The sequence below is a fragment of the Ornithinibacillus xuwenensis genome, assembly GCF_039614845.1.
GTDB lineage: Bacteria > Bacillota > Bacilli > Bacillales > Amphibacillaceae > Ornithinibacillus > Ornithinibacillus xuwenensis.
Map to the genome: position 1 here is coordinate 624,140 of NZ_JBDIML010000002.1, position 23,008 is coordinate 647,147.

The window sequence follows — 23,008 nt, forward strand, 5'->3', positions numbered from 1 at the left end:
TGCTTAAAGTGGAAAAAATTTTAGAAGTTAAAAATCTTCACGTTACCTTTAAAACCTATGGCGGCACCGTAAAAGCTGTTCGAGGTGTGAACTTCCATTTGAATAAAGGGGAAACACTTGCAATTGTCGGAGAGTCTGGCTGTGGAAAAAGCGTCACATCAAATGCCATTATGCGATTAATTCCGAATCCACCTGGAAAAATTTCAAATGGAACCATTTTGTTTAAGAATCAGGATTTAACAACGCTATCTGAAAAAAAGATGCGCGCTATTCGTGGTGTCGATATTTCCATGATTTTTCAGGATCCCATGACTGCTTTAAATCCTACATTGACAATAGGCACTCAGCTTATAGAAGGGTTAAAGCAGCATCGGAAAATAGACGCAAGTGAAGCTAGAAAAAGAGCACTGGAAATGTTGAATTTAGTAGGTATCCCCAATCCGGTGGAAAGAATGAAGCAGTATCCACATCAATTCAGTGGTGGGATGCGTCAGCGTATTGTCATTGCAATGGCACTTATCTGTGAACCGGAGCTATTAATTGCGGATGAACCAACAACAGCACTTGATGTAACGATACAAGCACAAATACTTGAGTTATTTGAAAAGATTCAAGAAGCTACTGGAGTTTCCATCGTATTGATCACGCATGATTTAGGAGTCGTCGCAAAGATTGCAGACCGGATTGCTGTTATGTATGCCGGAAAAATAATTGAAATTGGTACTAAGCGTGAGATCTTCTACGATCCACAACATCCATATACAAAGGGTTTATTAAATTCCGTTCCACGATTAGATGTAAAGGGAAAATTAAAACCAATTGATGGTACACCACCAGATTTATTCTCGCCTCCTCAAGGATGTCCATTTACACCAAGATGTCCATTTGCGATGGAGGTGTGTAATAAAGTTTACCCGGATTCTTCAAAAATTAGTGATTCACACACCGTGAATTGTTGGTTGAAGGATGAACGGGCAAAACAACTCTTGGCCACAACGGTCACAAAATAACGTGAGGGGGAAAAAGGATGAGAAAACTTCTCTTTTTACTGATGGCTGTCCTAATCGTATTTTTCTTAGCTGCTTGTACTGCTAATGAAAGTGCAGGGAAAGATCCAGATGAAAAAACGGAGGAGCAAGGGGGAGAAGAGGGAAATGGTGAATCAATAGATGATGGAGGCACTGGTGAAAAAGTTCTTCGATTAAATAATGGGATTGAACCGACATCACTAGATCCATCAATCGGTTTTGACGCTGTTTCTTGGGATCCATTGAATAACTTAATGGAAGGCTTAACTCGTTTGGACAAAGACCATCGAGCTGGCCCAGGAGCAGCTGAAACATGGGATATTTCTGAAGATGGGTTGACGTACACATTTCATCTTCGTGAAGATGCGAAATGGTCCAATGGTGACCCAGTCGTAGCAGAAGATTTTGTTTATGCTTGGAAGTATATGTTAGATCCTGAAACTGCATCACCTGCTGCCTTTCTAGGTTATTTTATCGAAGGTGCTGAAGCATACAATAGTGGGGCAGGCTCTGTTGACGATGTAGGAGTAAAAGCGGTTGATGAAAAAACACTAGAGGTCACATTAGCTGCACCGACAGGATTCTTCTTAGATGTGTTAACGAATCCAGCATTCTTCCCAATCAATCATAAAGTAGCACAAGAAAATCCAAACTGGCATGCAGAAGCTGATAGTTTCGTGGGTAACGGTCCATATAAACTTGAGTCATGGGAACATGATGTGGAAATGGTATTTGTAAAAAATGAAAACTATTGGGATGCAAGTACGGTCAAGCTTGATAAGGTACACTTCGCCATGGTAAATGATACGAACACACAATATCAAATGTTTGAAAGCGGCGAATTAGATACTGCTAGTATCCCACCAGAAATGTCTGACCAGCTCATTGATGGTGATAATGTATTTATCGGCCCTTATGGCGGACTAGAATTCTATCGTTTTAATGTAACAACGGAACCATTCCAGAATGAAAATATTCGTAAAGCATTTGCCTATGCGATTAATCGTGCAGATATTGCGGAGTTTGTTGTGAAAAATGGTGTAGAACCTGCATATGGCTACATTTCTCCAGGATTTACTAGCCCAACAGGTGCTGATTTCCGCGATGCTAATGGTGATTTAGTATCGTTTGATCCGGAACTTGCGAAGCAATATTTAGAAGATGGTATGGCAGAAGAAGGCTATGATGAGTTACCAGAAATCACGTTAACCTATAACACTAGTGATACGAATAAAGCAGTAGCCGAAGCATTACAAAGTATGTTCCAAGAACATCTAGGTATTGAAGTAAAACTAGAAAATATGGAGTGGGGCGTCTTTGTAGAAGCACAACAAAATTTAGAGCTACAAATGTCTCGTAGCTCATTTATCAATGATTACAATGATCCAGTTAACTTCCTCGAAAGCTTCATCACGGATTCTTATATGAATCGTACTGGGTTTGCAAGTGATGCATATGATGATTTAATTGCAAAAGGTAAATCAGAAACCGACGATGAAAAGCGCTGGGAATACTTGTATGAGGCTGAGAAAATGCTAGCAGAGGAAATGATTGCAACACCGATTCGCTATTATAATACGGTCGTTTTGGAAGCGGATGGTGTGGAAGGAATTTTACGTCATCCAGTTGGATACTTTGATCTAAAATATGCAGATAAGAAATAACAAATTTATTGTTAACCGAACAATACCGATTTCGGTGATATGGAAGGATTATTCGGACTAAGTGGAGTGTGATACGGCAAAACTCTGGATAATTCGGTGAAAGGAACAATAATTCGTTATTTCCAATTATTATTTCGGCGAGTAGCAGCTAACTAGAAAAGGAATGGCTCATACTAAACTTATTATGGGCCGCTCCTTTTTCATCATAGACCTATTAAGGAAGGAAGGAACACAAATGATATTGCCAGAGCCCTTACAAAATGGAGATACAATTGGTGTGATTGCCCCTGCAAGTCCTCCAGATATAAAACGCCTCTTAACAGCAATTCCTTTTTTTGAAAGCATAGGCCTGCGTGTGAAATTGGGAAAGCATATTGATTGTGTACATGGATATTTAGCTGGAACGGATGAAGAACGCCTTGCTGATTTCCATGAGATGATTGGTGATGAAGCGATAAAAGCAATTATTTGTGCACGTGGTGGTTATGGAACTGGTAGATTACTAGATTCAATCAATTATGACTTAATTGCTCGTAATCCCAAGATTATTTGGGGCTATAGTGATATTACCTTTTTACATACTGCAATACGAAATAAAACTGGGCTTGTTACCTTCCATGGTCCGATGCTTTCATCGGATGTAGCAGATTCTAAATTTGATAATCTATCAGCGAGTATGTTTCAGCAATTATTTTACCCGACAGAGCTATACTATACGGAAGCTATTTCCAACCTTGATGTATTAGTGGAAGGGAAAGCTACTGGTCAGATTGTCGGTGGTAATCTTTCTTTAATTGTTAATACGTTGGGAACGGAATATGAGATTGATACAGAACACAATATTTTATTAATCGAAGACATTGATGAAGTGCCATATCGAGTTGATGCAATGCTAAATCAATTGAAACAAGCTGGTAAGCTAGATCAAGTGGCAGGAATTGTGATTGGTGATTTTGCCAATTCAGAGCCTAAAAAGCTGCCTTCTTTAACATTATATGACGTATTTCTGGATTATTTTGGATGCTTAACATGCCCTGTTATGTCTGGATTTAAAATTGGTCATTGTTTTCCTCATTTTGCAATTCCACTTGGTGTTCATGCGACCATTAATACATATAAAAAAAACCTATTGATTTCTCCGGGGGTGGCTAATACATGAGAATTAAGCAAATTGAAACATTTCATACAGCAGTCCCATTAAAAAAAGCATTTAAAACAGCACTTCGTACCGTAACAATTGCGGAGGCTATTGTGGTAAAAGTAACCTGTGATAACGATATTATCGGGTGGGGTGAAGCACCACCAACCCATGTTATTACAGGTGACTCATTGGCTAGCATTGACTATACGCTAACTGAAATATTGAAGCCTGTTTTAATTGGGAAATCATGCCTTGATCGTGAGGCAATATTTGAAGTAATTCATGGTTCTGTGGTTGGCAATACAAGTGCGAAGGCAGCAATAGATATGGCAATCTATGACTGTATTGCTCAACACTATAATAGTAGTCTTGCACAGTTTTTAGGTGGATATCATCATCAGCTTCACACAGATTATACAGTCAGTGTGAATAGTCCAGCGGAAATGGCTTCAGACGCAAGTAACTACGTAAATGACGGGTTTACAATTTTAAAAGCAAAGGTTGGAAAGGATCATATTGATAAAGATATTAAACGAATTCACGCCATTCAAGAACAAGTAGGTCCCAACATTATGATTCGTCTTGATGCAAATCAAGGCTGGGATGCCAAGCAAGCGGTAAAAGCAATTGGAAAAATGGAAGATTTAGGTTTGAAGATTGAGTTTATAGAACAACCAGTGAAAGCCTCTAATTTGAAGGGACTGAAATATGTTACAGACAACACTACTATTCCAATCATGGCTGATGAATCAATATTCTCTTCAAATGATGCTAGAAGAGTATTGGAATTAGGCGCAGCAGATCTAATCAATATTAAACTGATGAAAGCAGGAGGAATTCATGAAGCATTGAAAATAGCAACACTCGCAAATATTTATGGTGTTACATGTATGGTAGGCAGCATGATTGAATCTAAAATCGGTATCACAGCTGCAGCGCATTTTGCAGCGAGCCAGCCCAATGTCAAATACTATGATTTTGATGCTCCACTGATGTTAGCAGGAGACTTAATAGAGGGTGGCGTTACCTATCATAAGAGTTTAATAGAATTAGGACAGAATAAAGGCCTAGGAATTCGGGGCTTGAATGAGGAATATGTAGTTAAAGAATCGTGAGTAATAAAATCGTATCAAACTTGAAAGGAGCAGTCTATTATGTTCAAACAAACGTTTGCTCAATATTTGGATTCATTTTACGTGACAAATGTACAGGTAGCTACTGTATGGACCAATCCAACTTCAGCTCGTGAGCTGGATCAATCCGCTACTTCCAATCCGACAGATATAGATCAATGGTTAGCTAGACAATCCTATGACGATAAGCTAGCACTATGTGACGAAAATAGAGTTCAATCACAGCTATTATATGGAGAAATTGCCATCGTAACAGAAACTAAAGGAGAATGGGCTAACGTTACGATTCCAAGTCAGCCATCTAAAAAAGCTGAAGATGGCTATCCTGGGTGGGTTCCGCTAAAACAATTAAGTAAAGTACATCAAGGAGATTGGAACAAACCTATCATGGCAGCGGTTTCTGCAAACCATACATGGCTTGAAACAGAAACTGGTGAAAAAGTATTAAAGCTAAGCTATATGACCTGCCTCCCGATGATGGATTCCAATAAACAGCGAATACAAGTCGTAACACCACATGGAAATCTATTCTTACCCCGTCGTGATATTACCCTGTTTGAAACTGAGAAAGGCAAAGAGTCAGGAAGTGGATCAAGTATCATTACAGCAGGAGAGCGGTTTATCGGATTGGAATATCTCTGGGGTGGTATGAGTTCGTTTGGGTATGATTGTTCAGGCTTCGCCTATGCGATGCACAAGGCAAATGGTTATACGATTAGTAGAGATGCTTCTGATCAAGCTGCGAACGGAAAGGAGATACCGCTCGATGAATTGTCTCCTGGAGATTTACTGTTTTTCGCTTATCAGGAAGGAAAGGGGAATATTCATCATGTTGGTTTTTATTATGGAGACGGGCAAATGTTACACTCCCCCCAGACAGGAAAGCAAATTGAGGTTACAACTCTAGCAAATACGAAATATGAAAAAGAGCTTTGTATGGCAAGACGCTACTGGGAAACAGGAGGTGTGTGTGAATGACAGAGGAGAAGCTATTAGAAGTAAAGAATTTAAAAAAGTATTTTGACTTAGGAAAAGGACGATTGTTAAAGGCAGTAAATGATGTTACGTTCCATGTTAACAAAGGGGAGACATTTGGACTTGTTGGAGAATCAGGATGTGGTAAATCAACCATAGGTAGAACTATTATTGGCCTGTACAATAAGACGGAAGGCGATGTTTTATTTAATGGAAATAATGTTCATGCGCTTCATGAAAAGGATCTTATGAAGCTACGTCAGAAAATGCAAATGATTTTCCAGGATCCCTATGCATCTCTGAACCCCCGCTCAACGGTTCGGGAGGTAATTACAGAACCAATGGAAGTCCACAAGCTCTATAAAAGTAAAAAAGAACAGAACGAAAGAGTCTACGAATTACTAGAAGAGGTAGGGTTGAATCGTGATCATGCCAACCGTTATCCGCATGAGTTTAGTGGAGGACAGCGTCAGCGCATTGGTATAGCAAGGGCTCTAGCACTTAATCCAGATTTCATTATTGCAGACGAACCAATTTCCGCACTAGATGTGTCGGTTCAAGCACAGGTTGTAAATCTCCTAAAGGAACTACAAGAAGAAAAAGGATTAACATTTCTATTTATTGCACATGACTTGTCAATGGTAAAACAAATATCAGACCGTATCGGGGTCATGTACTTGGGGAATATGGTGGAATTAACTGTGAGTAATAGTCTGTATTCCAACCCTTTACATCCATACACGCAGGCATTACTCTCAGCAATTCCAATTCCTGATCCAGATATTGAAGAATCACGAGAGAGAATAATACTACAAGGAGAACTTCCAAGTCCGATAAATCCACCAAGCGGATGTGTATTCCGAACACGTTGTCCATTTGCAATGGACATCTGCTCAAAAGAAAAACCAGATTGGCAGGAAGTGGAGAATAATCATTTTGTTGCATGCCACTTATATAATGAAAATGTGAAAAAACAGCATAAGCCAGAACCGATTGTTCATATTCGATAATAGTTGCGCATCCATTACATGGGTGCCTTTTTGTTTGAGCGTTTAATTCCGTTAGCTATGGTTGTTGTTTGAGAGTAGTGCATGAGAGGAGAGGTTGTGCTTTGGGGAGAATTTGATGGTGAAAAGCACATGATAGGGGTTCTCATGTATGCTTTTGAGGAGAAATTGGAGGTGAAAAGCACATGATAGGGGTTCTCATGTATGTTTTGGAGAGAATTCCGCGGTGAAAAGTACATGAGAGGGGTTGTCATGTATGTTTTGGAGAGAATTCCGCGGTGAAAAGTGCATGATAGGGGTTCTCATGTATGTTTTGGAGAGAATTCCGCGGTGAAAAGTGCATGAGAGAGGTTGTCATGTATGTTTTGAGAAGAAATCCGGAGTAAAAAGTGCACGAGAGGGGTTCTCATGTATGTTTTGGAGAGAAATCCCCGGTGAAAAGTACATGATAGGGGTTGTCATGTATGTTTTGGAGAGAATTCCGCGGTGAAAAGTGCAGGATAGGGGTTCTCATGTATGTTTTGGAGAGAATTCCGCGGTGAAAAGTGCATGAGAGAGGTTGTCATGTATGTTTTGAGAAGAAATCCGGAGCAAAAAGTGCACGAGAGGGGTTCTCATGTATGTTTTGGAGAGAAATCCGCGGTGAAAAGTACATGAGAGGGGTTGTCATGTATGTTTTGGAGAGAAATCCGGAGCAAAAAGTACATGAGAGGGGTTGTCATGTATGTTTTGGAGAGAAATCCGCGGTGAAAAGTGCATGAGAGGGGTTCTCATGCATGTTTTGAGAAGAAACCCGGAGTAAAAAGTACATGAGAGGGGTTCTCATGCATGTTTTGGAGAGAATTCCGCGGTGAAAAGTGCATGAGAGGGGTTCTCATGTATGTTTCAAACAGAATTCCCCAGCAAAAAGCACATGAGATAGGTTCTCATGTATGTTTCAAACAGAATTCCCCAGCAAAAAGTGCATGATAGGGGTTCTCATGCATGTTTCAAGCAAAATTCCTCAGCAAAAAGCGCATGATAGGGGTTCTCATGCATGTTTCAAGCAGAATTCCCCAGCAAAAAGCGCATGAGATAGGTTCTCATGCATGTTTCAAGCAAAATTCCCCAGCAAAAAGTGCATGAGAGTGGTACTCATGCGTGTTTCAAACAAAATTCCACAGTAAAAAGTACATGAGAGGGGTTGTCATGAAGCTTCATATACAAGATGAAAAAAGTATTCAAGATCCATATCCTCCTAAATCCAAAGTGGTATTCCAAAATAGTACCAACTATCTCCAAATTACAACTCTACAACACAAGAATTAACATTCACCTTTGTATTATTGAATTTGCTTGTCCTATTAAATTTTCATTCAATAGATTTTTAAAATTCTAGTTCTATTGTTTTGACTATCTGTATAAGTTTAATAGTAGGAATGCTAGATAAGATGAAAAAAATAATCGAATAAGCCTGCAAAGGAGGATGCTTTTGAGAAACCGTAACTATACAAGCAAACAAATTCAAAAAATCAAGAAGAAAAAAAGTACATTCAATCACCAAAGATTTCAAAAGAAAATGCCAACAAACCCAAGACAAAAGCTTCCAAGGAAGAATGTGGGTATGAATAATGGGCGAATAAGATGGGGGTTGCCAACCACATTTATTTTTGGAATAGTATTTATTATTCTAGTCGTTCCATCCTTGGTTGTTGTTCCATTCATTTCCGGGAGTAAGGTTCAATCTCAAACTGTTGAACAGCAGCAGCCAGAAGCTCATGAGGAATTAGCTGAAGATTCAGCAGTAGAGGTTGCTGTAATGCGTTCGCAAACGGAACAAATTGAAAATGTTCCTTTAGAAACGTACGTATCTAGAGTTGTAGCAGCTGAGATGCCGGTAGAGTTTGAAACGGAAGCATTAAAAGCCCAAGCGCTTGCTGCTCGTACATTCATTGTCAATCAACTGTTGTTTAAGGAAAAGGATACAGAGTCAGATGTTAGCGATACGATAATGGATCAAGTGTATAAGGATGAATCAGAATTACGTGCAAAGTGGGGAAATGATTATAACAAGAATATGGAAAAAATAACGGAAGCTGTCCTTGCGACCAAGGATCAAATCCTTACTTATAATAATGAACCAATTACACCTCAATTTTTTTCAACAAGTAATGGATACACGGAGAATTCAGAGGATTACTGGTCAAACGAAATTCCATATTTACGAAGTGTTGCAAGTCCATGGGATGAAGTGTCACCTTATTACCTCGACCAAGAAACCTTCACGCTAGAAGCGGTTGAAACAGCACTTGGAATAGATTTACCGAATAATAAACAATTAGCAATCGAGGCGACTAGAACGGAAAGCCAACGTGTTGATGAATTGAAATTAGAGGGAAGCTTGTTTACAGGGCGAGAGGTACGAGAAAAGCTTCAATTACGTTCGAATGATTTCACGATTGAACAAAAAGACAATTATTTAATTTTCACAACAAAAGGAAATGGTCATGGTGTCGGCATGAGTCAGTATGGTGCAAACGGAATGGCAAAAGAAGGAAAAAACTACGAAGAGATTGTCAAATACTATTATAAAGGGATTGAAATTAGTAGCCTTGATGATGCTGTACCGACATTAGTTATGCAGTAAGAAATATCATAAGACTTCTATTAATGAGTAATATGAAATTGTTTTAGCTCCAAGGCTATTCGCTTTGGAGTTTTTTTGTGGGGAACTTATCGGTCTCGCAAATACAAAATGATTTTTTGTAGATACGCTTTCGAATTTAAGCTACCGACTATATGAATCGAACGAGAGCCTACCATTTATTCTATTAGAATCCTACATGAATCCCTCCTTTAGAAAGTTCAAACACTTAATATCCCCAAAACCAAATAAAAAATCCATAAAATCACAAAAAAAATCACATGAAATGTATAGTTTTTTCATTTTCTGTTCAGAATGGTTTGTGAGGTGATGATAGATGAAAGAGGAAAACAAAGGCGCTCCAAAAAATAATTGGCAACGCATTTTCCGCAAAAAATGGTTCTTCCCAGCTGTATACCTTACAATTGCAGCTATTTTACTAGGTGTAGTAGTTTGGTATCAAAACATGGATAATCAACTACCTAAGGCTGGAGATGACCAAGAGTTAAGTGACAATTATACACCAAATCCACATGGCGATGATGCTGAGACTGTAATGGATCCACAGGAAGTTATTGAAATGCCTGTAGCAGATCAAGAGAAAGCAGAAATCGTAACAAAATTCTTTGATTACGATGCAGATCAAGCAGAGCAAGAAAGTGCACTGATACTTCATAACAACCGCTACTACCAAAGTACTGGTGTAGACATTGTTTACCCGGATGGGGAAGCATTTGATGTCTTAGCAGCTTTAAGCGGTTCCGTTACCGAAGTGAAGGAAGATCCATTACTAGGAAACGTAGTTGTTCTATCACATAGTAACGGTGTAACAACCTACTATGCTAGTCTTGGAGAAGTTGGTGTTAAAGCAGGTGACGAAGTGAAACAGGGTGATGTCATTGGTACTGCTGGAGAGAATATCTTTGGTCAAAACAATGGAACACACTTGCATTTTGAATTAAGAAAAGATGAACAAGTATTTAACCCTGAAGAATTTTTTAATCAGCCTGTCAGTAAGCTAGAAAGTGGCGAATCTGAAAATGTATCAGAAGACCAAGATACAAGCAGTATTCAGTCAGAAGAAGCTGATACGAACAGCGATCAATCAGAAAATGTGGATGAGGAAGACGCTACTGAAACAGACAAGGAAGAGTCAACTGAAGATTCAAAAGAAAATCAAAATGAGGATTCCAATAATGAGGAATCCAATGATGAAAATTCAGAAGAAACAGATTCATCAACTGATTCAGAAGCATAAGAAAGCAAAAGAAATCCTAGCAATATCGTATGCTAGGATTTCTTTTTATATTTACATAGAAGAAATAGATTTACATCTCATACAAAACGACATGATATTCGTCAAAAATCCCTTGAAATCTACATAAACCCTAGAAATATGTCGAACGATTACACCTTGTATTCGAAAATAGTTATGTTACTATTAACTTAATAAAAATATGCTAGAATCTTGTCTAAATTCATTGGCGAGATACTAAATTTCTCGAAATTCCTAGAATAGCATATTTATTAAATGGGATTATTTTCCTGTAAACTATTGGGTAGAGTTTTGAAAGGAAGGATCCATCAGTTATGAATTATGCAAACCTACTCCCAGAATTAGTTACATCGATTTCAGATAAAACTGAATTAACGATTGGCCAAGTAATACTAATGCTGTCACAGGAACATAATGATCAGGAAGTACTAGATTTGACACGTAAATTCTGTTTGCAATCTTCTTCTAGTGAGATTCAAAAGAAGGGGATGGAGTTTTTATACATAAACGGATTTTACGAGGATTTACAACAACTAATCGTCAAAAATCAAAAATCAGATCATTCCTCAAACCGAAACTGGGCAGAGGTTTATCAAATTATGATGGATCGTCGTGCCAAAAGGTATTCATCAGGAGAAATGAGACTGCGTCTTAGAGAAATTAATCCATCGGATCCAGAGCTTAAATGTTTAATAGAGCTTCTGATTGTAGATACCTACTATAGTCAGCAGGATTTTAGCAAAATAGGTAACTTAATGGATAAACAGCATGAACTATTTGATGCTATCCAGGACAATTTTATGTTATCAAGCTTTAATCTCAGACTTTATCAGAAATTATTTATTTATTATTGGAAACGAAATGAATTAATAATGGCTAGAAAATATGCATTTCGTGCATTAAATCAATCGAATAGTCCAGCTACTAAGGCAAGTATTCATGTTAACTTAGGTTTAACCTATACATTCGATACATACTATCAAGGAATGTATCACTTGAAGGAAGCCTTGAAAATAGCCAATGATTTCAAATTGGACAAGCTAATATATGCCATAAATAATTTTAATATTCCGTTTCTTGCTGCTCATTTTAGGAGACCAGGTGATATGCGCACCAATGATGTGAGTGAGCAGGCGCACTTAGAAATTGCGAAGGGCAATAATGAAAAAGCGATTGAATTACTAAGTGATGTAGATTTGAATAGTCCTTTTAAGAAGTACTATATGGGACTAGCAAAACGAGATAAAAACCTTCTCTCGGAAGCCTGTAATATGTTTGTTGAGAGAAGTGACTACTTTTTCTGTAGACTACCAATAAATGCAATCAAGAATCTTTAATCATAATTGAACAATGAGGTATCACATGCAGATTACCCGAATTTCGTTATGATGAGATTCAACTTTGATTTTAAATGTCATAAATTGGGAGAGGAGGAAATAAAATGAAAAAATTCAAAACTTTGCTTTTCTCGACTTTTCTAGGTTTTGTAGTACTTTTCACATTAGTTCAACCTGCAAGCTCTTTGTTAGCTGACCCTGAGTATGGAGAAATTGATTAATAGCTTAATTGATTGTAAGTAAAAAAAGTTGAATCCATTATATAAAAAAGGTCAAAAATTCTTAATTGAATTTTTGGCTTTTTCTTTGCTCAAATAGTTTTATAATGAAAAATAAACAAAAATTCCAAATATATAAAAAAACACCTTGTCCGCAAGTCTTTCCATCTATTTTTAATCATAATCCTTTCCTTCCAGTAATAAAATGTTACAAACCAAGCATTCAGTAAGTCTGAGGTGAGAGCTTATGTGGCTCTTAATAACAAAACATTATTTGCTTGATTACATATTACTTCACAGAAGAAATTAGCTAACGGAACCTTAACAATTCATGAATCCACTACTTATATGAACGTACTACATACCATCATTTACATATATTCACTAATATGTAACCTGATTCCACTAGATGATACATCTCATGGCCACTTAATAAGTCAGCTTTACAGTCAAGTAGAGTTGGACAATCGAAAAGTGTCGAGAACATTTTTTCGAATCACCTAGTCTCATACCACACCTCAGAAATATTCAACATAGGGAGGCGAACGGTGTGCACGATTACATCAAAGAAAGAACTATCAGGATAGGTGAACATGTTGTAGAAACGAAGAAAACCGTCCGAGTGATAGCAAAAGAATTTGGTGTTTCCAAAAGCACAGTGCATAAAGATTTAACAGAACGTTTACCAGAAATCAATCCAGAATTAGCCCAAAAAGTAAAAGAAATCTTAGAGTACCACAAGTCGATTCGACATCTTCGTGGTGGGGAGGCAACACGTAAAAAGTACAAAATAACCGATCCCACAGAAGAAGAAGCAGCAACTACAGTTCAATAGCAACATATCATCACCCTTTTACATGAAGGAGGTGACTGATAGAAGCGTACTTAGGATGTAACAGATGGGTTAAAGGGAGAGCGCACCTTTAGAAAGTTATCCAAAGATAAGCGTGAGAAAACTAATTCTTTGGGTAACCATTAATAGGTGTGTTTTTCTGTGGGAGCGTGTTGTGAACCTCCATCCGGCAATTAATTATATTTGAGTCGCCAATTTCTTGAATTAACGATTTGTTCGTATCATTCAACCAAAATACGGGAGTAACTTTCTAATAATACCTTGTATTTACAGCCTCATTAAGCAGCCAAGTCTTTTATATTTTAGGAATACATAAGTCCCAATCCCTCTCTTTACCCCAAATCCAACGCCTTTAAACAAAATAATCCTTCTTTTTTCCTATAATTGCAGTTTTATGTAGATATTTGTGGTATTATAATATATAAGTAGCATTGTGTTTTCGGACAGGTGCGGAAGTATTCACGCGAGGAGGATTATGATGTTTTCTAGGGATATTGGGATCGACCTTGGCACCGCTAATGTGTTGATTCATGTAAAGGGAAAAGGAATTGTACTGAATGAACCGTCAGTGGTGGCTATGGATCGTAACACCGGACGAGTGCTTGAGGTTGGCGAAGCGGCCCGACGCATGGTCGGACGGACACCAGGAAATATCGAAGCAATTCGTCCGCTGAAGGATGGCGTTATTGCTGACTTTGATGTAACAGAAGCGATGTTAAAATATTTTATAAATAAGATAAATGTTAAAGGATTTCTATCCAAGCCGAGAATGCTCATTTGCTGCCCGACAAATATTACAAAAGTAGAGCAAAAAGCTATTAAAGAGGCAGCAGAAAAATCAGGTGGCAAGAAGGTCTATTTAGAAGAGGAGCCTAAAGTTGCTGCTATCGGTGCTGGAATGGAAATTTACCAGCCAAGTGGAAATATGGTCGTTGATATTGGTGGAGGAACTACGGATGTTGCTGTGCTTTCTATGGGAGATATCGTTACTTCTGAATCCATTAAAATGGCTGGAGATAAATTTGATATAGAGATTCTACAGTACATAAAACGTAAGTATAAGCTACTTATTGGTGAACGTACTGCAGAGGAAATAAAAATAAGTGTAGCAACGGTATTTAAAGATGCCCGCCATGAAGAGTTGGATATTCGTGGACGTGATATGGTAACTGGTCTACCTCGTACAATAACTGTACATTCTTCCGAAATTGAAGAAGCACTTCGGGAGCCAGTTTCCTTAATCGTTCAAGGAGCGAAATCGGTTCTTGAACGCACACCACCTGAATTATCTGCTGATATTATTGATCGCGGTGTTATTCTAACTGGCGGTGGCGCATTAATTCATGGAATAGATCAGCTATTGGCTGAAGAACTAAAAGTACCAGTATTCTTAGCAGAGGAGCCAATGCATTGTGTGGCAAAAGGAACTGGTATCATGCTCGAAAACATTGATAAGGTTGAGCGTAGAAATATCGTTTAACGAAAATCATAGGTAAAGGGGAGGCGCATTGTATTGTTACGAGGATTTTATACTGCAGCAAGTGGAATGCTTACGATGCAAAGACAACAAGAAGCACTAGCGAATAATATAGCGAATGCAAATACGCCAGGATATAAAGCTGACCAGGCATCTATACGAGCGTTTCCTGAAATGCTTATGTATCAGATGGGATCGGAAAATATTCCGACTAAGCAATCGAAAAATCTACCTGTACAAAACCCAATAGGTTCTATGAATACTGGTGTCTATGTACAGGAATATGTTCCTAATTATGTACAAGGATCATTACGTGAAACAGGCGTAACGACTGACCTTGCTCTAATAGATGGTGTTTTTCCAGATGAAACTGGAAGCATCTTTTTCACGGTACAAAATGAAAATGGTGAAGCTCGTTATACGAGAAATGGTAACTTTACTGTAGATGGACAAGGGAATCTAGTGACCACTCAAGGATACTATGTGCTTGACCAAGCGGGCAATCCAATTCAAACGGATGGAATGGAATTCACTGTAACTCCAGAAGGACAGTTACAGATAGGAGCACAAAACATCCAGCTTGGAATTGCTTATGCGGCGAATGCTAATGAACTAGAAAAAGAAGGAAATGGTCTTTTTAATGGTGAGGCAGGACCGGTACCTGCTGGAGTTACCTATAACGTTCAACAGGGATATTTAGAGCAATCAAATGTTGATGCAACACAATCGATGACACAAATGATGGAGTCCTATCGTCTATTTGAAATGAATCAGCGTGTATTAAAAGCCTATGACGAAAGCCTAGGGAAAGCTGTAAGTGAAATTGGACGAATTGGATAATCATATTAGAGAATAGGAGGGAAAGTCATGTCTAGAGCAATGATTCAAGCAGCTGTAACCATGAATCAGCTACAACAAAAAATGGATCTTATCGGAAATAATTTAGCAAACAGTCAAACAACTGGATATAAGACTAAACAAGCAAATTTTGCATCACTTTTATTTCAGCAAATTAATAACATGACCGACCCTGCAAATGCAGAGGGAAGACTTACTCCTGATGGTGTTCGAGTTGGTTCTGGTGCAAAGCTTGGTTCCGTAAATATTGATTTATCTTTAGGTGCGATAAAAGAAACTGGTCGTACACTTGATGTTGCTTTATTAGAAGCAAATCACTTGTTCCAAGTAGCAGTAACAGAGAATAATGTTACGGAAACACGCTATACAAGAGATGGTTCATTCTACTTAAGTCCACTTGCTAATAATCAAGTGATGCTTACAACGAAGAATGGCGATCCAGTTCTAGGTGTAAATGGACAGATTGTATTTGAAGATGGTTTCGATGAGATAACTGTTGCAGAAAACGGACAAATTTCGGTAAGACGTGGCAATAATACGGAGGTAGTTGGACAGCTTGATGTTGTAGAGGCGGTGCGTCCTAGGCTTCTGGAAGCAACAGGTAACAATAATTTTCGTCTACCAGATTTAGAGGCACTTGGCTATAATCAAGGTGAAATTATTCAGGATGTCGAGGCTTCATTAAGAAGTGGCGCTTTAGAGAATTCGAATGTTGATATGGCCGAGCAGCTAACGGATTTAATCAACGTCCAGCGTTCCTACCAGTTTAATGCCCGTACGATATCAATGGGTGATCAAATGATGGGCTTAGTGAATCAATTGCGCTCCTAGAAAATAATGCCAAAAGTATGATTGACGTAAGAGGATACGATAACTTATAGTAATAAAGTAATGAATGTAAGGAAATTAGGTGAACCAAGTCATGTCAACAACAAACCAAATGGAGAAGACAAAGGAAGAAGTAACAGCAAAGCAAGCTGAAGCTTCACCGAAGAGAAAAAAAGCTCCAATAGAACAACCTGTTGCTACAAAGAAGAGCAAAAAACCTTCTGATAAGCCTGAAAAGGAAAAAAATCAAAAGGATGTTTCAGCAAAAGAGTCGAAAAGAAAAAAATCAGCTAGTGCTGAGATTGAAATGACTGAGACTCTTGCTCAAACAAGAAAGCAACAAAAGAAAAAACAAAAAGAAGAAAAGCGCAAGAACAAAACGCCAAGACTTCGGATTTTTCCAATATGGCTACGTATTATTATTGTTGCTGCACTTTCTGTAGTAGCTTTATTCTCTGGTTTAATGATTGGTTATGGTGGTTTGGGTGACGGTGAACCTAAAGATGCGTTAAAATGGGAAACATGGCAGCATATTATAGATATAGTAGTTAAGGAAGAATAGACCTGTGCTCTTTTGAGCGCAGGTTTTCTAATATATCGAAAAACGATTTCATAAATTATTATTAGTAATATCCACTTCCATTCTTTGTTATAATGGGAGTAAATATACATAAAGGAGCGTTCAATCTTGGATATTAACGAAATTAAGAATATAATTCCGCATCGCTATCCATTTCTATTAGTGGACAAGGTTTTGGAAATGGAAGAAGGACAACGTGTAGTTGGTGTGAAAAATGTTACCGCTAATGAGCCATTTTTCCAAGGACATTTCCCGGATTATCCTGTAATGCCTGGTGTGTTAATTGTAGAAGCATTGGCTCAAGTTGGAGCAATTGCCATATTAGGAAAAGAAGAGAATCGTGGAAAGCTTGGATTCTTAGCAGGAATAGATAAATGTCGTTTTAAGCGTCAAGTTAAACCAGGTGATCAATTAAAGCTTGAAGTTGAGATTATTCGAGTAAAAGGGCCAATTGGAAAGGGTAAAGGAATTGCTACTGTTGACGGTGAGCTAGCCTGTGAAGCAGAAATCACCTTTGCAATTAAATAACTATTTGTGCTGAATTTTAGGATTTTGTTCAAAAAAATGAGTATGTGATATCACGTTTCACATGCTTTTTTTATGGATATACTCAGACCATCAAAAATGTTCCAACACACTTTAAGCAATTATAAAAATTTGTTATTTTTATGTAAAAAAGTCCGTATCACTTTAAGGAAAAAAGGGTAAGCTAATGCCGAAAGTTATTACTACAAGGAGGAAATGTCATGAAGAAAAAATGGCTTATTAAGTTTGGTACGCCAATTTTGGCATTATCACTTATGACCGCGTGTGGTACGGATGATGAAGATGATCCGATTGAAGATCCTGTAGAGGACGAAGCGCCGTTAAATCAAGAAGATGATAATGGAGAAGATAACAATCTAGAAAATGGCGGTACCGATGACGGCATGACTGACGATAATGGTACAAACGGAACCAATGGTACTGATGGGACCAATGGTGAAGGCGGCCTAATGGATGAAGGTACTGAGAACGGTACAGATAATGGAACTGGAGAAGGTACTGAAAATGGTACTAATGGAGATACCGGAACAGGTACTGACACTGAAAACGGAATGAATGACGAAGAATAATAAATAGAAAATCCCCTGTGTATGTAATCTACTCAGGGGATTCTTCATTAGATTTGAATGTCTACACTTTTTCCTAGTGTTGGATGTGAGACTTGTGGAACGGACTGATTAAGCATTTCCGTTAATTGGTTCCCTTGTTGCTGCATAAGATTTTTAACATTTGCCATAATTGCCAAACTAGCGTCACTACGAAGTTGACTGTTGGACATAACGACTGACATTGCTGCAATATCCACGTTAAAACCTCCTCAAATATCCTGTATGTATAGTGTAACATAGTTCCCGTGCTTTGAAGCAAAAAAACTAGTATACGAGTATAATCAACTGAGTAAATTCTCCTAGATGAAACCGTCATTTTCGAATAAGAACATGTAAAGAAGCTAAAATTAGACGGGAAGGACTAATTATGTTTTAATTTTCTTATTATCTGAAAAAGGAATGGTGAATCAATATTGGACACCCCACTTATATCTATAAGTATTGTTGTCATATTAATTATTGCAAACGGTATATTTGCGATGACAGAAATTGCAATTGTAACTTCCAGAAAACCAAGACTAGAAAAAATCGCTGAAGACGGTGACAAGCGAGCAAGCTTTGCGCTTAAGCTTGCTGAAGAGCCGAATCAGCTGTTATCAACGATACAAATTGGGATTACACTAATTGGAGTTGTGACTGGTGCATTTGGTGGTGCCGCGATTGCAAGCCAATTAGCACCTGTTATCGAACAGGTAGAATTTCTAGCCCCTTTTAGTTCTCAGCTGAGTTTGTTTATTGTAATTGCACTTACAACATATTTATCTTTGATTATTGGCGAATTAGTCCCGAAAAGGATTGGGATGTCAGATCCAGAAAAAGTAGCTTTATTAGTTGCGAAGCCAATGTACTATTTTTCTAAAGTTGGCAAGCCATTAATTTGGGTTTTAAGCAAATCTACAGAAGCGGTTTTAAAACTATTTGGTATTAAACCAACTAATGAGCCGGATGTGACAGAAGAGGAAATTACGCAGTTAATTGAGCAAGGCGTGTACAGTGGTGTAGTTGAAAAAATCGAACATGAAATGGTTGAACAAATTTTTTATATGGGAGATCAGCGGTTAGGTGATATATTAACACCACGAACGTACTTGGAATGGGTCGACCTAGAAGATCCGCTTGAAGAAAACCTTCAAATTATGAGTGCTAGTAGTCATTCTGCATTTCCTGTAGGTTCTGGCAGTCTTGATAATTTTCGAGGTGTCATTCATACAAAAGTAGCTTTTTCACAATTAATCAAGAAGGAAGAAACATTTAATCTAGAGGATTGTGTTGAGGAAGCATTAGTACTTCCAGAGGCTATGATGGCTTTTCAGGCACTGGAAAAAATCAAAGACTCTGGTAAGCATCAAGCTGTTGTAATCGATGAATATGGTGGAATCGAAGGGTTTGTTACATTACATGATTTTATTGAAAGCATTGTCGGAGATATGCCGAATGTAGAGGATATGGATCCAAAAATCATACAGCGAGATGAAACCTCTTGGCTTGCGGATGGATTAATTTCAGTGGAAGCCTTCAAACGATACTTTGATATTGATGAGCTTGAGGATTTAAGGAGCGAAGCACATACTTTAGGTGGCTACATTACAACATATCTAGGAGATATACCGAAAGTGAATGATTCCATACAAATTGAACATCTAAAGCTTGAGGTAGTAGATATGGATCATGTACGAGTTGACAAGGTGTTAATCACACAGCTTTTAGATATAGAGACGGAAAATAAAAATGAATAAACTCTCTGAGAAGAGAGTTTTTTTGTTGGGTTTTTTAGGGAATAGTTATGATTGAAAGAAGTAGTACGCAATCTCTTTTGCATTCCGAATCATGACAAATAACATTCTAGAATGTTATGAAGTGCAGCTTATAACAAAGATTCGGCAAAACTCCACACAACAAAAACAAAAAACACAATTAAAAGCTATTGCTTATAATTGTGTTCTAGTTTTCCTTCCAGAGGTCTTTCGAATAATTTGGTTCAATACTTCTGAAAACATTAATCCGATGGCGATTCCACCAGCTAATAACATGACCTTTGCTGAATATTGGACGGCATTGAAGTAATCATTTTGAACAAAACTGCGCATTGCCTCGTACGCCATTCCACCAGGAACAAGGGGAATGATTCCAGATACATTAAAAATAATAATTGGGGTTTTGTAGACACGAGAGCAAATCTGACTCAATAGCGCTACTAACATGGCACCTAGTATAGTAGCGGGTACAGTATCCATACCATTTTGAACAAATAAATAATAGACAATCCACCCGGCCATTCCGACTATTCCACATTGGAATAGGACCTTGCGAGGTGCATTGAATAAGATTCCGAATCCTGCTGATGCGACAAAGCTAGTAATTAGCTGGGCAACTATAGCCATACATGATTCCTCCATTAACCGTTTAGTACATGAATCTTATTTTATACTGAATCATTCCGATTACGCAAATCGGTAATAATTTCCACAAAAACTAAAAAAAATGACGGAAATATTCGTATTTTGTTAATTCGTAAAACGAAATACCTAGATGTTGTGAAGAAAACTATTTATATTAAGGGACCTTTATACTATAATTTATATAAGATTATCGGATAAATGTTCATTTTAGAAAAGGAGAGCTAGCTCATGGCTAAGTATGATTTTACACAATCTGACAGCATTAGACTGTTTTTTCAAAACAGTGAAACCGTCAACAAAGTTAGTCAAGATGCTCCAGATATGGACAGGCTTCTGAGTTACTATGCCTCTTTAGGGAACAATCACCCGGATATTATGCTGGTGTTCTCTCCTGAAGGAGAGCTGTTATCGACGAATCAAAAGCCAGTTGATGGATTCTTAGATTCACAATTTGACAACATAGTAGACTTTAAGAGAATCCTATTAAAGAAATCATTTGAACAATTAAACACCGCATTTCAGAATGCTTTGGCTGGAAGTACAGAGCGTATTGAGGTCCAAGTAAAATGGAAAAAGCGTTATTATGAAAATACCTTAATACCACTACAAAGCACAAATGATCAAGTAGAGGGTATCATCCTAATTGCGAAAGAAGTAACCGTACATAAGCAACTAGATATAAAGACAAAACATGAGAATAAGAGCTATAAACTAATTTTCGATCATTTACATATGGGAATTTGGGTTATTGAGTATAGAAATGGCAAATTAGTATACGCATCTAAAGGCTTAGAAGATTTGCTTCAATTCCCAATTGAGGATATTTATATTGATAAGCTAAATATTGATAACGTAATTGAAACGGTTGTTCACCCAGATGATCGAGAACAGATTAGTGAACATGCTACAGAGATTTTAAAAAATGGTGATCCAATACACATTCGCTTTCGAATAATATGTCCAGATGGTTCGATTAAATGGGTTCGTTGTCATACAGCCCCGTATCATGATGATGGGAAGATCACACATATATTTGGAATGCTGACGGATATTACAGATGAAGTGAAATTGCAGGAAAAACTTAGATATACAGCTAACCATGACTTACTGACAACCCTTCCGAATAAACGAAGCCTAGATGCTAAACTAGATTCCTTATTAGAAGAAGAAAAACCGTTTGCCTTATTGTTTTTTAACTTAGATCGTTTTTCCGTTATAAATGGCTCTTTAGGGTATCAGGTTGGAGACGAAGTTTTAAAAACGATTGCAACAAGATTACTTTTAATTTTACCTGAAAATAGCTTCATCGCTAGGTTAAAAAGTAACGATTTTGTTATTGTTCTGGAAGATTATCGGAAGAAAGAAAGCTTAATTTCCAAGACGGAAAATCTAATTCATGATATAAAACAGCCTTTAACAATTAATGGCTATGAAATAAATCTTACAACTAGTATTGGTATCAGCTTGTATCCAGAGGATGGTTCTACAAGTGATGACTTAATGGATAAAGCACATTCGGCTCTGGGTTATGCGAAGAAAAGCGGGAAAAACACGTTCCAATTATATTCTTTTTCAAAGGATACAGCTTTCCAGCGAAAACTTGCGATTGAAAATGATATGATCGAGGCGCTTGAAAAAGAAGAATTTGAGCTTTATTATCAACCTTTAGTAGAAACACAGAGTGGAACGATCTTAGGTGCAGAAGCATTAATTCGTTGGAATCATAAGGATTGGGGATTAATTTCTCCTGGTGAATTTATTCCTATTGCGGAAGAAAACCATCTCATTACCGAAATAAGTGATTGGGTTATTAAAAAAGCATGCTCTCAATTAAAGGAATGGAAGGATAAAGGCTTACAGCCCATTCCAATATCGGTTAATTTATCACCAATTCGTTTAATGAAAAAAGGCTTAACGGATTATGTGAAACGACAGCTAGAAACATTTCAAGTACCAGCAGAGTTCTTGGGGGTTGAAATTACAGAATCGTCACTTTTAAAAAGTGAACAAGGCGTTGTTGCCACACTCGCTGAGTTGAAAGAGCTAGGAGTTCGCATCGCAATAGATGATTTTGGAACAGGATTTTCTTCATTAAATTACTTACGGGAATATCAGGCAGATACGTTAAAAATTGACCAAGTATTTATTCAAAGTAGAGATGGTCAGGTTGAAAAGGATAATGTAATTGTTGGTTCCGTGATGCAGATGGCTAAGGGCCTAAATATGAGAATTGTTGCCGAAGGTGTGGAGGAATATGGTCAATATCGATTCTTACGAAATCGAGAATGTGATCTTATTCAAGGATACTTATTCTCAAGACCTGTACCAGTCACTGATTTTGAGGGACTTCTAGTAAAAGGTAAATTAGAGCCAGATCCAGTGAAAATAGAAAAAGACAGACAAAGAAGAAAAAATAAAACAACATAACAAGAACGATTTGTACCTGGTACGAATCGT

The 23,008-nt window shown here is 37.7% G+C and carries 20 protein-coding genes; 18 read left to right on the forward strand and 2 right to left on the reverse strand.

What is annotated here, in order from left to right; all coding sequences use genetic code 11:
• Positions 1 to 8 precede the first annotated feature (8 nt).
• From ABC228_RS08920 to ABC228_RS08995, 16 genes are all read left to right on the forward strand, one after another.
• Positions 9 to 1,010 (forward strand): ABC transporter ATP-binding protein, encoded by a 1,002-nt coding sequence (locus ABC228_RS08920; RefSeq protein WP_345824771.1) that lies wholly within the window; start codon positions 9 to 11, stop codon positions 1,008 to 1,010.
• A gap of 17 nt (positions 1,011 to 1,027) precedes the next feature.
• Entirely contained in the window at positions 1,028 to 2,692 is a 1,665-nt protein-coding gene (locus ABC228_RS08925; protein ID WP_345824772.1) for a peptide ABC transporter substrate-binding protein, read from the forward strand.
• Positions 2,693 to 2,927: 235 nt separating this feature from the next.
• Positions 2,928 to 3,851: a S66 peptidase family protein gene (locus tag ABC228_RS08930; RefSeq protein ID WP_345824773.1), complete on the forward strand. Its 924-nt coding sequence runs from the start codon at positions 2,928 to 2,930 to the stop codon at positions 3,849 to 3,851.
• A complete protein-coding gene (locus ABC228_RS08935) occupies positions 3,848 to 4,948 on the forward strand; it encodes a mandelate racemase/muconate lactonizing enzyme family protein (RefSeq protein WP_345824774.1) in 1,101 nt (366 codons plus the stop codon). The genes ABC228_RS08930 and ABC228_RS08935 overlap by 4 nt, the downstream gene beginning before the upstream one ends.
• 39 nt (positions 4,949 to 4,987) lie before the next feature.
• Positions 4,988 to 5,944, forward strand: coding sequence for a C40 family peptidase (locus tag ABC228_RS08940; protein ID WP_345824775.1), 957 nt, complete (start codon positions 4,988 to 4,990; stop codon positions 5,942 to 5,944).
• The gene (locus tag ABC228_RS08945) at positions 5,941 to 6,951 is read left to right on the forward strand and encodes an ABC transporter ATP-binding protein (RefSeq protein ID WP_345824776.1); all 1,011 of its coding nucleotides are present in this window, start codon (positions 5,941 to 5,943) and stop codon (positions 6,949 to 6,951) included. Before ABC228_RS08940 ends, ABC228_RS08945 begins: the two co-directional genes overlap by 4 nt.
• Positions 6,952 to 8,413: 1,462 nt before the next feature.
• Positions 8,414 to 9,574: a stage II sporulation protein D gene (gene spoIID / locus ABC228_RS08950; RefSeq protein ID WP_345824777.1), complete on the forward strand. Its 1,161-nt coding sequence runs from the start codon at positions 8,414 to 8,416 to the stop codon at positions 9,572 to 9,574.
• A 334-nt stretch (positions 9,575 to 9,908) separates the two neighbouring features.
• The gene (spoIIQ, locus tag ABC228_RS08955) at positions 9,909 to 10,829 is read left to right on the forward strand and encodes a stage II sporulation protein SpoIIQ (protein WP_345824778.1); all 921 of its coding nucleotides are present in this window, start codon (positions 9,909 to 9,911) and stop codon (positions 10,827 to 10,829) included.
• 332 nt (positions 10,830 to 11,161) lie between these two features.
• Positions 11,162 to 12,184 carry an AimR family lysis-lysogeny pheromone receptor gene (locus tag ABC228_RS08960; protein WP_345824779.1) on the forward strand — a complete coding sequence of 341 codons (1,023 nt, stop codon included), beginning with the start codon at positions 11,162 to 11,164 and terminating at the stop codon, positions 12,182 to 12,184.
• A 768-nt stretch (positions 12,185 to 12,952) separates the two neighbouring features.
• Positions 12,953 to 13,237, forward strand: coding sequence for a sporulation transcriptional regulator SpoIIID (gene spoIIID, locus ABC228_RS08965; RefSeq protein ID WP_345824780.1), 285 nt, complete (start codon positions 12,953 to 12,955; stop codon positions 13,235 to 13,237).
• A gap of 496 nt (positions 13,238 to 13,733) precedes the next feature.
• Entirely contained in the window at positions 13,734 to 14,735 is a 1,002-nt protein-coding gene (gene mreB / locus ABC228_RS08970) for a rod shape-determining protein (protein WP_345824853.1), read from the forward strand.
• Positions 14,736 to 14,768: 33 nt separating this feature from the next.
• Positions 14,769 to 15,572 (forward strand): flagellar hook-basal body protein, encoded by an 804-nt coding sequence (locus ABC228_RS08975; protein ID WP_345824781.1) that lies wholly within the window; start codon positions 14,769 to 14,771, stop codon positions 15,570 to 15,572.
• Positions 15,573 to 15,599: 27 nt separating this feature from the next.
• Entirely contained in the window at positions 15,600 to 16,421 is an 822-nt protein-coding gene (locus ABC228_RS08980; RefSeq protein WP_345824782.1) for a flagellar hook-basal body protein, read from the forward strand.
• 91 nt (positions 16,422 to 16,512) lie between these two features.
• On the forward strand, positions 16,513 to 16,980 hold the full coding sequence (locus ABC228_RS08985) for a DNA-directed RNA polymerase subunit beta (protein WP_345824783.1): 468 nt from the start codon (positions 16,513 to 16,515) through the stop codon (positions 16,978 to 16,980).
• A 123-nt stretch (positions 16,981 to 17,103) separates the two neighbouring features.
• Positions 17,104 to 17,526, forward strand: a complete 423-nt coding sequence (fabZ, locus tag ABC228_RS08990; RefSeq protein WP_345824854.1) for a 3-hydroxyacyl-ACP dehydratase FabZ — start codon at positions 17,104 to 17,106, stop codon at positions 17,524 to 17,526.
• 218 nt (positions 17,527 to 17,744) lie between these two features.
• Positions 17,745 to 18,113, forward strand: coding sequence for a hypothetical protein (locus tag ABC228_RS08995; protein WP_345824784.1), 369 nt, complete (start codon positions 17,745 to 17,747; stop codon positions 18,111 to 18,113).
• A gap of 47 nt (positions 18,114 to 18,160) precedes the next feature.
• Here the strand turns inward: ABC228_RS08995 and ABC228_RS09000 are convergent, their stop codons facing one another.
• Positions 18,161 to 18,349 carry a YjfB family protein gene (locus ABC228_RS09000; RefSeq protein WP_345824785.1) on the reverse strand — a complete coding sequence of 63 codons (189 nt, stop codon included), beginning with the start codon at positions 18,347 to 18,349 and terminating at the stop codon, positions 18,161 to 18,163.
• A 216-nt stretch (positions 18,350 to 18,565) separates the two neighbouring features.
• On the opposite strand from ABC228_RS09000, the gene ABC228_RS09005 reads away from it, so the two are divergent.
• The gene (locus tag ABC228_RS09005; RefSeq protein ID WP_345824786.1) at positions 18,566 to 19,888 is read left to right on the forward strand and encodes a hemolysin family protein; all 1,323 of its coding nucleotides are present in this window, start codon (positions 18,566 to 18,568) and stop codon (positions 19,886 to 19,888) included.
• A 192-nt stretch (positions 19,889 to 20,080) separates the two neighbouring features.
• Here the strand turns inward: ABC228_RS09005 and ABC228_RS09010 are convergent, their stop codons facing one another.
• Positions 20,081 to 20,533, reverse strand: a complete 453-nt coding sequence (locus tag ABC228_RS09010; protein WP_345824787.1) for a threonine/serine exporter family protein — start codon at positions 20,531 to 20,533, stop codon at positions 20,081 to 20,083.
• Between the two features lie 246 nt (positions 20,534 to 20,779).
• Here ABC228_RS09010 and ABC228_RS09015 point away from each other — a divergent pair, with 246 nt between their 5' ends.
• Positions 20,780 to 22,978, forward strand: a complete 2,199-nt coding sequence (locus ABC228_RS09015) for an EAL domain-containing protein (RefSeq protein WP_345824788.1) — start codon at positions 20,780 to 20,782, stop codon at positions 22,976 to 22,978.
• Positions 22,979 to 23,008: the final 30 nt, after the last annotated feature.

Coding starts and splice junctions, on each gene's coding strand:
- ABC228_RS08925 (WP_345824772.1), top strand. CDS start 1,028: ATGAGAAAACTTCTCTTTTTACTGATGGCTGTCCTAATCGTATTTTTC.
- ABC228_RS08930 (WP_345824773.1), top strand. CDS start 2,928: ATGATATTGCCAGAGCCCTTACAAAATGGAGATACAATTGGTGTGATT.
- ABC228_RS08935 (WP_345824774.1), top strand. CDS start 3,848: ATGAGAATTAAGCAAATTGAAACATTTCATACAGCAGTCCCATTAAAA.
- ABC228_RS08940 (WP_345824775.1), top strand. CDS start 4,988: ATGTTCAAACAAACGTTTGCTCAATATTTGGATTCATTTTACGTGACA.
- ABC228_RS08945 (WP_345824776.1), top strand. CDS start 5,941: ATGACAGAGGAGAAGCTATTAGAAGTAAAGAATTTAAAAAAGTATTTT.
- spoIID (WP_345824777.1), top strand. CDS start 8,414: ATGCTTTTGAGAAACCGTAACTATACAAGCAAACAAATTCAAAAAATC.
- spoIIQ (WP_345824778.1), top strand. CDS start 9,909: ATGAAAGAGGAAAACAAAGGCGCTCCAAAAAATAATTGGCAACGCATT.
- ABC228_RS08960 (WP_345824779.1), top strand. CDS start 11,162: ATGAATTATGCAAACCTACTCCCAGAATTAGTTACATCGATTTCAGAT.
- mreB (WP_345824853.1), top strand. CDS start 13,734: ATGTTTTCTAGGGATATTGGGATCGACCTTGGCACCGCTAATGTGTTG.
- ABC228_RS08980 (WP_345824782.1), top strand. CDS start 15,600: ATGTCTAGAGCAATGATTCAAGCAGCTGTAACCATGAATCAGCTACAA.
- ABC228_RS08985 (WP_345824783.1), top strand. CDS start 16,513: ATGTCAACAACAAACCAAATGGAGAAGACAAAGGAAGAAGTAACAGCA.
- ABC228_RS08995 (WP_345824784.1), top strand. CDS start 17,745: ATGAAGAAAAAATGGCTTATTAAGTTTGGTACGCCAATTTTGGCATTA.
- ABC228_RS09010 (WP_345824787.1), bottom strand. CDS start 20,533: ATGGCTATAGTTGCCCAGCTAATTACTAGCTTTGTCGCATCAGCAGGA.
- ABC228_RS09015 (WP_345824788.1), top strand. CDS start 20,780: ATGGCTAAGTATGATTTTACACAATCTGACAGCATTAGACTGTTTTTT.